The sequence below is a fragment of the Mycolicibacterium llatzerense genome (assembly GCF_000878195.1).
GTDB lineage: Bacteria > Actinomycetota > Actinomycetes > Mycobacteriales > Mycobacteriaceae > Mycobacterium > Mycobacterium llatzerense.
In genome coordinates, this window is sequence record NZ_JXST01000075.1 from 1 (window position 1) to 10914 (window position 10914).

General features: G+C 65.3%; 10 protein-coding genes and 1 pseudogene. 5 read left to right on the plus strand and 6 right to left on the minus strand.

Going from position 1 to position 10914, the window contains the following annotated elements; all coding sequences use genetic code 11:
- Nucleotides 1–121: 121 nt before the first annotated feature.
- From TL10_RS28800 to TL10_RS28815, 4 genes and pseudogenes are all read right to left on the minus strand, one after another.
- Entirely contained in the window at nt 122–526 is a 405-nt protein-coding gene (locus TL10_RS28800; RefSeq protein ID WP_043393784.1) for a histone-like nucleoid-structuring protein Lsr2, read from the minus strand.
- A gap of 211 nt (nt 527–737) precedes the next feature.
- Nucleotides 738–1127: pseudogene (locus TL10_RS28805) on the minus strand (VOC family protein); the annotation flags it as partial.
- A 22-nt stretch (nt 1128–1149) separates the two neighbouring features.
- Entirely contained in the window at nt 1150–2559 is a 1410-nt protein-coding gene (locus TL10_RS28810; protein ID WP_043393785.1) for an APC family permease, read from the minus strand.
- Between the two features lie 27 nt (nt 2560–2586).
- Nucleotides 2587–3504, minus strand: a complete 918-nt coding sequence (locus tag TL10_RS28815) for a proline iminopeptidase-family hydrolase (RefSeq protein WP_231575537.1) — start codon at nt 3502–3504, stop codon at nt 2587–2589.
- 105 nt (nt 3505–3609) lie between these two features.
- Between TL10_RS28815 and TL10_RS28820 the strand changes: the two genes are divergently transcribed.
- The 5 genes from TL10_RS28820 (at nt 3610) to TL10_RS29895 (ending at nt 8404) form a co-directional block, all read left to right on the plus strand.
- A complete protein-coding gene (locus TL10_RS28820; RefSeq protein ID WP_043393789.1) occupies nt 3610–4377 on the plus strand; it encodes a FadR/GntR family transcriptional regulator in 768 nt (255 codons plus the stop codon).
- A gap of 126 nt (nt 4378–4503) precedes the next feature.
- A complete protein-coding gene (gene dapA / locus TL10_RS28825; protein WP_234711568.1) occupies nt 4504–5352 on the plus strand; it encodes a 4-hydroxy-tetrahydrodipicolinate synthase in 849 nt (282 codons plus the stop codon).
- Nucleotides 5349–7028, plus strand: a complete 1680-nt coding sequence (locus TL10_RS28830) for a ribonuclease J (RefSeq protein ID WP_043393792.1) — start codon at nt 5349–5351, stop codon at nt 7026–7028. The genes dapA and TL10_RS28830 overlap by 4 nt, the downstream gene beginning before the upstream one ends.
- Nucleotides 7029–7107: 79 nt before the next feature.
- A complete protein-coding gene (locus tag TL10_RS28835; protein WP_234711567.1) occupies nt 7108–7806 on the plus strand; it encodes a TetR/AcrR family transcriptional regulator in 699 nt (232 codons plus the stop codon).
- Nucleotides 7799–8404, plus strand: a complete 606-nt coding sequence (locus TL10_RS29895; RefSeq protein ID WP_052506579.1) for a TetR/AcrR family transcriptional regulator — start codon at nt 7799–7801, stop codon at nt 8402–8404. The genes TL10_RS28835 and TL10_RS29895 overlap by 8 nt, the downstream gene beginning before the upstream one ends.
- On the opposite strand, the gene TL10_RS28845 is transcribed toward TL10_RS29895, so the two are convergent.
- Together TL10_RS28845 and TL10_RS28850 are read right to left on the minus strand one after the other, a co-directional pair.
- Nucleotides 8390–9766: an ABC1 kinase family protein gene (locus TL10_RS28845; protein WP_043393794.1), complete on the minus strand. Its 1377-nt coding sequence runs from the start codon at nt 9764–9766 to the stop codon at nt 8390–8392. The genes TL10_RS29895 and TL10_RS28845 overlap by 15 nt on opposite strands.
- Before the next feature lie 12 nt (nt 9767–9778).
- A complete protein-coding gene (locus TL10_RS28850; protein WP_052506580.1) occupies nt 9779–10231 on the minus strand; it encodes a helix-turn-helix domain-containing protein in 453 nt (150 codons plus the stop codon).
- Between the last annotated feature and the right edge of the window lie 683 nt (nt 10232–10914).

Genomic DNA, 10914 nt, shown 5'->3' on the forward strand with positions numbered 1-10914 from the left:
GGTGGCTGCGGCGCTGGTCCCGGAGCTCAGGTCGATGGCGACCTGGCTCGGGGTCGACGACGTGACCGTCGGGGAGCGGGGTGACCTGGTGGCCGAATTGGGCCGGAAGGTCTAGCTCGGCCTAGTTGGCCGCGTGGTACGCCTCGACGATGTCGGCCTTGATGCGGCCGCGGGATGCGACGTCGTAGCCGTTCTGCTGCGCCCACTCGCGGATGGCGGTCAGCTCGTCCTTCGAGGTCAGGCCCTTGCCGGCGGCCTTTCTGCCGCGACCGCGCGACGCGCCGCCCTTGGCGGACCGGCTGCTCGGCTCTGCGACCTTCGGGGTCCGGGTACGACGGCCACCGACCCGGGTGGCGGCGTCCAGATACGGTGCCAAAGCCTTTTCGAATTTCGCCACGTTCGCAGCGGAAAGATCGATCTGGTAATCAACCCCACGGACTGAAAAGTTAATCCGTTCACCGGAGTCGTCGGTGATCTCAGTGCCGTTAATATCGTCCACAAGCTGGACGACAATGCGCTCGGCCACGAATGTTCTCCTTTTATCGGGGGTCGGCCGGAAGTGTAACGACAAAAGTTCACGATGGCACCCCCGACCTCTTAACCCCGGAAATCCGCGGTTGACTCGGATGTTTTTGAACGCCTATCGGGCTGTGCATCGAGAATTTTCAATATGCGGTAGTTACTACGGCGCCAAGATGATTCGGCACCGCACGGGATATCGGCGCCGTCAGTCCGAGGTCGTGGTGACAGACCACTTCCAGCATCATGCCGAACAGATCCAGCCAGAACATCGCGAAGTAGGGCGGCGGATATTGCGGGACCGGTTGTGGCCTGTGCAACACCTCGCCGCCGGTCCGCTGTACGAACTGATGGACGCGCTCGACCGCGGATCTGGTCTTGACCATAAAGGCGAGGTGTTGCAGCCCGGTGCGGTGCCGCGAGTGGTCACCGGGTTCGGCGGACGGATAGAAAATCACGGAGGTGCCGGGTTTGCCGCCGGCCGGGCGAAAGACGAACTCGTCGTCGGCGGCAATGAATGACTCAAAACCTACCAATGGCACGAATTCGTCGTAATAGTTCTTCGCCGCGCTGAGATCGGGCACGTTGACGCCGAGATGGCCGAGCACGATCCGATACCGATGCCGGGTGCTAGCCGGTTGCGTCCTGTTGCAGTTCTTCGCCGAGTACGGGCACGCCGCGGCCGCGCAACTTGTTGACCAAGAAGACCACCGTGCCGATGCCCAGCCACACGATGCCGCCGATCTTCGCCAGCGAATCCGCGTTGAACAGCACATAGCCGATGATCAAGAAGCCCAGCGTGGGCATGACGAGGTGCAGCAGATAGTTCTTCGACTTCTGGCGGCCGAGGTAATACCAGACGACGGATACATGCAGCAGGCAGAAGGCGAACAGCGCACCAAAGTTCACCAGTGACGAGATCAGCGCTATCTGACCGACGAAGAACAGCACCAGCACCACGCTGATCGCGCTGACCACCAGGATCGCCGCGATCGGCACCTTGCGGGAACTGATGGTCGACAGGAAAGCGGGCAGTTGGCGGTCGCGGCTCATCGAATACAGCAGCCGGCCGGTCGCCGCTTGCGCGGCCATCGCATTGGCGAAGCCGACCGCCAGCACATTGACCACGAAGAACGCGTTCATCCATCCGGTGCTGGATGCCGCTTCAACCAGCTTGAAGAACGCGTTGCCCGCCTCGTCGTCGCTGAACGACGCACGACCACCTGCGAGCAGGCTGGCCAGCCAGGTCTGGCCGATGAACAGGAAGGCCACGAGGAACAGCGCGCCGATCATCGCCTTTCCCGCTGGATTGCGCTTACCCGTAGATTCCTCGGCGAGCGTCGAAATACCGTCGAAGCCAAGGAAACTCAGCACGGCGATCGACAGCGCCGCGGCTATCAACGGTGCACTGACGGTGTCCGGGTTCCAGATCGGTGTGGTGCTCCAATGCACGTTGGGCAACGAATCTCCGTTGATGGCACGCACCGCGATGACGACGAAGATCACCACGAAGGCCAGTTCCAGTGCCAGGAACAACCGGTTCGCCATTTTCAGTGAGTTGATACCGAGCAGGTTGATCACGGTGTTGACCAGAACGAACACGAGGGCCCACATCCATCGCTGCGTGCCCGGGAACAAGCCGATCATCGATTCGGCGGCCAACACGTAGAGCAGCGTCGGTATCAGCAGGTAATCCAGCAGAATCGCCCAGCCGGCGAAAAAGCCTGCGCCAGGATGGATTCCGCGGCCGACATAGGAGAACACCGATCCCGCGAGGGGAAAGGACTTGGCCATCTGCGCGTACGCCGTCGCGGTGAACACCATGGCGATGAGGCCGATGAGATACACCAGGGGCACCATGCCGCCGGCGCTGTTGTAAACGACGCCGAAGATCGTCCACGGCGCGATCGGCACCATGAACACCAACCCGTAGACGATGAGGTCGACGGTGGAGACGGACCGATTGAGTTCCTGTTTGTAGCCGAATGATTCGGGAGTGCGCTGAGCTTCGCCGGTGGCGATGCGGGCGGTGGTGGCCATGGAGATCCTGTCGGGTCGGGGATGGGGTCAGACCCGGGCGGCGGCGGCCAGATCGTGTTTGGCGAGGAAGGCGGCGACGACGGCGCGGAATTCCGTGGGTTGCTCGAGGTGCGAGCAGTGACTGGTGCCGGGGAATACGTGGCTTGTGGCGCCGTCGATGTGGTCGGCATACGGCTGCCACGCCGTGGGGGTGGCCTCGTCGAATTCGCCGGCGATCACCAGCGTCGGCGCGGTGACCGCGGGGAGCCGGTCGATGACGCTCCACCCGCTCAGCGTTCCCACGACATGAAACTCGTTGGGGCCGTTCATCGTGTGGTAGACCGTCGGCTCTGCCTCCATCTGGTCGATGGTGTCGATCAGGTCTTGCGGCATGGGCACCAGCCGGCATAGGTGGCGCAGGTAGAACTCGTTCGTGGCCTCGAGATACTCCGGATCGGTGACGGTGCCCGCCTCCTCGTGGCGGGTCAGCGCGGCCTGGATTTCCGGTGGTAACTGCGCACGCAGTTCCGCGCAGCCGGCCATCCAGAGCTCCATCGATGCGGGGGAGTTGCAGATCGCCAGCGACGCGAGCCCGGACGGTTGCCGCACCGCGATCTCCGCGCCCAACATGCCGCCCCAGGACTGACCCAGCAGGTGGTATTCGTCGATGCCGAGTGCTTTGCGCACTGTGTGGAATTCCTCGACGAACAGATCGGGGGTCCAGAACGTGGCGGGCGCATCGGGCAGGTGCGTGCTGTTGCCGCAGCCGAGCTGGTCGTAATGGATGACCGTGCGACCGGTTTCGTCGGCCAATTCGGCGATGTTGCGCACGTAGTTGTGGGCCATGCCCGGCCCGCCATGCAGAACGAACAGCGGGAGCCGCGCCGGATCCGGTGATTCGGGAGTGGTGATCTGGACCCAGGTCTCGTGTTCGAGGAAGGAAACCGTGCGGTGCGTGATTGGCATGACGGCCAGCATGCGACTTCAATGGTCTCGTTACAAGACCATTCATCGAAACTTAACAATCCATGCCGATACTGTCTGAGACGAGGGAAGGGAGCCGATCCGGCGATGACACATGTCAACGGTGTGCCTGCTCCCGGCATACTCGATCGCGAGCTCGAGTCGTCTTCGCGGGTAGACGAAATCACCGACCGACTGGTGACCGCCCTCGCCATCGGCGAATACCTGCCCGGCGCCCGGCTCCCCGCCGAACGCGAGCTCGCAGCCTCTTTACGTGTCGGCCGGATGACGGTGCGCGCGGCACTGGCCCGGCTGGTCGAGCGCGGTCTGGTGGAAACGCGGCGGGGCCGCGGCGGCGGTTCGTATGTGTTGCAGCAGTGGCCGGACTCGTCCACGGCGGCGGTGGCACGCACGCTGCGAATGCGGGTCGACGAGCTCCGCGACCGGTGTGACGCGATCTGCCGGATGCACGGTGCGGTGTGCCGGGCTGCCGCCGAATCGCGGACCGACGCTGACCTCGGCGTCCTGCGGCAGCGCCTCGACGACTACCGCCGGGCCGGCAGCGGCCTGGCCGCCCAGCAGGCGGACAGCGCGCTGCACCTGGCGATCATGGACGCGGCTCACAACGTCGTCCTCAAACAGGTGCTGCTCGACCTGGAAGCGTCGATCAGTATCGGCGCCCCGGCTCACGTGTGGGGCGAGCCGGCCACGATGCGGCAAATGGAACAGCGGGCGCTCGGTGAGCACACGACGCTGGTCGACGCCATTGCCAACGGCCATGGAGATGCCGCCGAGTCGCTGGCGCGAGCCCATGTGGCCATTGACTTCGAGAACATCTCGGCGGCAATGCGTCGTGCTGGAATGCTCGTCGACTGAGTTCAGGTGCCGGCGCCGCCCACGGGGGAGCGGAGGGCGGCTGTCGGCTCGCGACCGGGTAATCTGACCCCCGTGACCACCACCGGAATCGACGTCAGCGCACGCCTGGGCACCGTGCTGACTGCCATGGTGACGCCGTTCGGCCCGGACGGCTCGCTTGATCTGACTGGCGCGAAGAAGGTGGCCAAGCATCTGGTCGATTCGGGTTGCGATGGTCTGGTCGTCTCCGGCACGACCGGGGAGTCGCCGACCACCACGGACGACGAGAAGGTCGCCCTGCTCGAGGCGGTTCTGGAAGAGGTCGGCGATCGCGCTCGCGTGATCGCGGGCGCCGGTAGCTACGACACCGCGCACAGCGTGCATCTGGCCAAGGCCTGTGCCGCGGCAGGCGCGCACGGCCTGCTGGTGGTGACCCCGTACTACTCGAGGCCGCCGCAGGCCGGTCTGTTCGCGCACTTCACTGCCGTCGCCGACGCCACCGAACTGCCGGTGATCCTCTATGACATCCCGCCGCGGTCGTCGATCCCCATCGAATGGGACACCATCCGCGCACTGGCGCCGCACCCGAACATCGTGGCCGTCAAGGACGCCAAGGGTGATCTCAACGGCGGCGCGGTGATCATGGCCGAGACCGGTCTGGCCTACTACTCCGGCGACGACGCGCTGAACCTGCCGTGGCTGGCGATGGGCGCCACCGGGTTCATCAGCGTGTGGGGCCATGTCGCTGCCGCCGAGCTGCGCGCGCTGTTGTCGGCGTTCAACTCCGGCGACATCGCCACCGCCCGCAAGATCCAGGTGGGGCTCAGTCCGCTGAGCGATGCGCAGAACCGGCTCGGGGGCGTCACGATGAGTAAAGAAGCGCTGCGGTTGCAGGGCTTGGACGTCGGAGACCCGCGGCTACCGCAGGTACCCGCCACGGCCGACCAGCTGACTGCGCTCGCCGCGGACCTGCGCGCAGCGTCGGTGCTTGCGTGACCACACCCGATTACGCGCCGCCCGGCCCGTTGGAGCCGGGCGGTCTGCGTGTGACAGCACTGGGCGGCATCGGCGAAATCGGCCGCAACATGACCGTTTTCGAGCACCTGGGCCGCCTGCTCGTCATCGACTGCGGCGTGCTGTTCCCGACGCACGACGAGCCCGCCGTCGACCTGATCCTGCCGGACATCCGGCATATCGAGGGCCGGCTGGCCGACATCGAAGCGCTGGTCCTCACCCACGCGCACGAGGACCACATCGGCGCCATTCCGTATCTGTTGAAGATGCGGCCCGACCTCCCGATCGTGGGGTCGCGATTCACGCTGGCGCTGGTTGCTGCCAAGTGCCGTGAACACCGGCTCAAGCCGAACATGCAGATCGTCGCCGAGGGGCAGCGCAGCACCCACGGGGTGTTCGAGTGCGAGTACTTCGCGGTCAACCACTCGATTCCCGATGCCCTGGCCATCGCCGTGCACACCGGTGCCGGCACGGTGCTGCACACCGGCGACATCAAGCTCGACCAGCTGCCGCCCGACGGCCGGCCCACCGACCTGCCCGGCATGTCCCGCCTCGGCGAGCAGGGCGTCGACCTGTTCCTGTGCGACTCGACCAACGCGGAGATTCCCGGGGTCAGTCCGTCGGAGAGCGAGGTCGGTCCCAACCTGCACCGGCTGATCCGCGGCGCGGACGGCCGCGTCATCGTGGCCTGCTTCGCCTCGAACGTCGACCGCGTGCAGCAGATCATCGACGCCGCGGTGGCCCTGGGCCGCAAGGTCTCGTTCGTCGGCCGCTCGATGGTCCGCAACATGGGCATCGCCAAGGAACTCGGCTTCCTCAACGTCGCCGACGACGACGTCATCGACATCGGTGCTGCCGAACTGCTGCCGGCCGACCGGGTGGTGCTGATCACCACCGGCACCCAGGGCGAGCCCATGGCGGCGCTGTCCCGGATGTCCCGTGGTGAGCACCGCAGCATCACCCTGACTGCTGGCGACCTGATCATCCTGTCCAGCTCGCTGATCCCCGGCAACGAGGAAGCCGTCTACGGCGTGATCGACTCGCTGGCCAAGATCGGCGCCCGCGTCGTGACCAATCAGCAAGTGCGCGTGCATGTTTCCGGACACGCCTTTGCCGGCGAGCTGCTGTTCCTGTACCGCGGGGTGCGGCCGCGCAACGTGATGCCGGTGCACGGCACCTGGCGTCATCTGCGCGCCAACGCCAAACTCGCGATCCGCACCGGTGTGCCGGCGGAGAACGTCGTGCTGGCCGAGAACGGCGTCAGCGTCGACCTGGTGGGCGGGCAGGCCCGGATCGCCGGCGCGGTGCCGGTCGGCAAAGTGTTCGTCGACGGTCTGGTGCTCGGCGACGTCGGTGATGCCACCTTGGGCGAAAGGCTCACGCTGACTTCGGGTTTCATCGCGGTCACCGTCGTGCTCAGCCGCGAGACCGGCAAGCCGGTGGCTCCGGTGCACCTGCACTCGCGCGGTTTCTCCGAGGACCCGAAGGCTCTCGAGCCGGCCACCGAGAAGGCGCAGGCCGCACTGGAAACCCTGGTCTCCGAACAGGTCACCGACTCCGCACGCATCGCCCAGGCGGTGCGGCGGGCCGTCGGCAAGTGGGTCGGCGAGACCTATCGGCGCCAGCCGATGATCGTGCCGACCGTCCTCGAGATTTAGTCGCACGACGTTATCGGTTCGACCCGTCCGCGGAGGGAAAGGCGCAATTGCGTCGCGGCGGGCCACTAGACTCTGCCCGGTGTCTTTGCCGCGTCGGGGTCAAGCCTCCGAGCCCCGTGCACGCGGCCGTCCGGCCAAAGCCGATTTGCGGGCCGCACGGCGCAAGGAGATCGTGAGATCGGCCTACGCGGTGCTCGCCGATCGTGGCTACGACCAAACGACGATGTCGGATATCGCCCGCCATGCCAAGGTCGGGCAGGGCACCTTGTACCGGTACTACCCGAGCAAGCGGGACTTGCTGGACGATGTTTTCGATTACGCAGTCACCAAAGCTGCGCGGGCGCTACGCATCGGTTCGTTGGCCAGCCTGGACCTGACCGAATACCACCAGGCAATGGAACTGATCGCGGTGTTCGGGACCCGCTTGTTCGATCTGGTCGACGAAGATGCGGCGATTGTTCGGCTGCTCACGGTGGAAAGCAGTGCCATCGATCTCGAATTGAGGCTCCGGGTCAGGGGGCTCTTGTCGACGCTGGACGTCGCGTTCGCGCGGCTGTTCGAGGCGGCCAACCCCGACTACGCCTCGGCCGAACACCGTCCCACTTGGGCGTTGCTCGGGCGGATGGTGCTCGGATTGTCCGGCCCTGGGTTGTTGATGGCTATCCAAGGGGATGCGTCGGCCGAGTCGCGTGCGACGTTCCTGTCGTCGATCTCGGCCATCGCCGAACACGGATTGTTGACTGAGGAACCCGCTGGTGAGCGGACCGGTGATGCCTGAGAGAGCCACCGAGCTGTACACGGCCGCCGTCGAATTGTTCATCGAGCGTGGATACCGCGATGTCGACGTCACTGATATCACCGCGCGGTGCGGCGTCAGTCATGGCACGTTCTACAACTATTTCCGCAATAAGCGCGACATCCTTGAGTCGATTCAGGCTCGGATGGCCCAGGAACTTTCGGTCGCGCTCGCCGGCGAGCGCGACCCGGCCACATTCCACTGCCGCACCGAGTACATCGCTGAGTTCACCGACCGGGTGCGCGGTGCCGTGACTTACATCGCGAAGAACCGGGAGCTGGTCTCGTTCGCCGCGATCGCCGCGCCGGGCGTCGACGAGACCGCCTATGAGGCGGTATTGGACGCCTACGACGACTTCGGTGCGCAAGTGACGGCGTATCTGGAGGTGGGACGCCGGCAGGGATGGATTCGCGACGGTGTCGACGCGCGCATTGCCGGCCGGTCCGTGGTGTCGTGTGTGCTGATGGCGACGTTTCCGATGCTGGTCGGCGACGGCGCTGAAGTCGACCCCGAGCAGGTTGCGCGGGCGTGCGCGGCGTTTCTGCTCGGTGGGCTGCGCCGCGTTCTACCGGGCACGTGAACGCCACTGCGCGATATCACGTCCCATCGCGGTGGCGGGTTCGGTGCCCAGGCCCCACTCCGAGGCGATGTCGCGCCAGCGGCCCCGCGCCTCGAGTGTGCCCAGCAGAGCGCACACGCTCATCTCGGTCCGGCGCGAGAACGCGTGCGCGCTGCGCATTCGCTGCTTGAAGATGCCCGACCGGAATTCAGACTGGGGCAGCATCGCCTGTGACAGTGACTTGTAGGCGACCTTGTCGGTGACCTGAACCAGTCCCGGGGTGAGATACCAACTGGCGACGGTCTGCATGTAGCCCAAAGCCATGTCCGGTGGCATCGCCTCGGCATCGACGATGAATCCCGCCGTGCGGGCGAGTCGGTGCGCAGTCTCGGCATCGCCGCGCATGACCGCGGCGAGCACCGACCGCTCGAGTTCGACCTCGTTCCGGTCCATCTGGATGTACAGGCCGAAGTCGACGAAACCGACCCGGTGGTCGGGCAGGCACAGAATGTTGCCTGGGTGCGGGTCGGCACAGAATTCGCCGCTGGTGTAGATGTTCGCGCAATAGAAACGGAAGACCGCCTCGCCGATGTGGTCGCGCAGCGTCTGATCGACGTCATCGAGGTGGTGCAGCTGGGTGCCGTCCAGGTACTCGGTCACCAAGATGCGCTCGGTGCACAACTCGTTGATCGGCTCGGGGATCACGAATACCGGGTGGTCGCGATGAGCCTCGTAGACAGCGCGGTGGTTGGCCAGTTCCAGGCCGTAGTCGAGTTCTGCCGTGATCTGCCGACTGACCTCGGCTACCACTGCGTTCAGTCCCCGGACCGGATATGCGTTTGCCCGTAGGCGAACCAACAAGGCCAGGTTCTTCAGATCGGCGCGGACCGCACTACGCGCCCAGGGATATTGGACTTTGACGGCCACCTGACGTCCGTCAGTCAGTATTGCGCGGTAGACCTGCCCCAGCGACGCCGTCGCCACCGGTTCAGGTTCGATGGTGCGTACCCGGTCGCGCAGTGCACCCCACTCGGTGTCCATCAACCGAAACATCATGGCGTTGTCGACGGCAGGGGCACGGCTGAACAACGGTGACAGCCGGCGGGAGAATTCGTCTCGACTTTGCGCCGAACTGAGGCCGAAGTTGAGCAGAGAAAGGAGCTGGCCGAGCTTCATCGCCGCGCCCTTCATGGTGCCGAGGGTGTCGGCGAGATCATCGGCCAAGCGCAGCATCTGTTCATCGCGGGCCTGAGCCTTCTGCGCTTCGGACAAGAAGGGCTGGCGAATCGCGCTCGTTGCCCGGCGCACCGCAAGCCGCGCGGCAACCTGCCCGACGAGTGCGCTGCGCGCGGCTCGATCGGTGGGTTGATCACCGGTGGTCATTGTGGGTCCCGCCTAGGCATCGATGGAGACGACGTCGAGCCGAATCCCTCGTGGATGGTTTACTGCCGGTTCACCCCGGTTGGCAAGGGAACCCGTGGACTCGAGCAGGTCCTCGCGGACGCCCGACGGCAGAGCGAGAAGCGCAGTGGTGACTTCACGCACGGACTCGTCACGGGCGAGCCGGAGCCAGTCCAACTCGCCGTCGAGGGCACGGGTGTACCGGGAGTCGCGGCCGTCGAGGTATTCGGTTCGGACACCGAAGAATTCGGCCAGCTGCTGCACCGTTTGGGGTGAGGGGCGCGTGCGTATCCCGCGGCGAAGCTGCGACAGGTAGGGATCCGACAAGACATGGCCGCGGCGTGCCAGCGCTTGCGTCACTTCGCTGTTCCGGTACGGACCCCGCGCCGGGGGATGGATGGTGGCGAAGAGATTGTTGAGCCGCTCGGCGAACAAGGCGGTGTCCACCGCAGACTGCCGTGGGCGCTTCCTGTAGTACATGTCTTTCCCCCATGTGGTGTCGCCACGTTCTGACGTGCTGTGCACGTGTCGGAACGGGTTGGCCTGGTTTTGGTCGCTTGGGGGAGCGCTGTTCGGGCCGGGTAGCTAGGCCGATGTTCGCCGATGTACCCGAGCCGGTTACGTTAGCGCACCCTTGCGCACTTCGCTAGAGATGCGCTTGAGCGTGGGGTTGACACGTCAGTCCGGTATATGCAATTGTCGGTTTGGCACGCGGACGCTGACCTACTTGGGGGAGTAGATGGTGGTCTTCGTAGGGGGAGGGGTGGGAACCATGGTGGCTCGTCGGCATCAGCCGCGCCGCAGGCATCGCGGCTGTGTGTTTGCTGGGAATAATCGTCGCGAACATGTTGATATCGGCGTCAGTTATTGCTGACGCGATGTCGCTTCGGTGCCGTGGTCGTGAATCGTCGGCTCGGACCAACGGCGTGATGGGCGTGAACTCGTCGTCCCGGCGTTGTGGTCAGTCGTCAGCGGCACTCGCCGCACGTTCACTGCCCGGTGCCGCTTCAGGTGAGGGTGCGTCGGGTTGTAGCTGAGTTCGATCTTCGGCAAATCGATGGTTCGGGCGTGCGAAGCAACCCTGCAACAGGGGGTACGGCTGCCGCTAGCGGCAGCGGAAGGGGTTTCGC

Coding starts and splice junctions, on each gene's coding strand:
- TL10_RS28810 (WP_043393785.1), bottom strand. CDS start 2,559: ATGGCCACCACCGCCCGCATCGCCACCGGCGAAGCTCAGCGCACTCCC.
- TL10_RS28815 (WP_231575537.1), bottom strand. CDS start 3,504: ATGCCAATCACGCACCGCACGGTTTCCTTCCTCGAACACGAGACCTGG.
- TL10_RS28820 (WP_043393789.1), top strand. CDS start 3,610: ATGACACATGTCAACGGTGTGCCTGCTCCCGGCATACTCGATCGCGAG.
- dapA (WP_234711568.1), top strand. CDS start 4,504: ATGGTGACGCCGTTCGGCCCGGACGGCTCGCTTGATCTGACTGGCGCG.
- TL10_RS29895 (WP_052506579.1), top strand. CDS start 7,799: ATGCCTGAGAGAGCCACCGAGCTGTACACGGCCGCCGTCGAATTGTTC.
- TL10_RS28845 (WP_043393794.1), bottom strand. CDS start 9,766: ATGACCACCGGTGATCAACCCACCGATCGAGCCGCGCGCAGCGCACTC.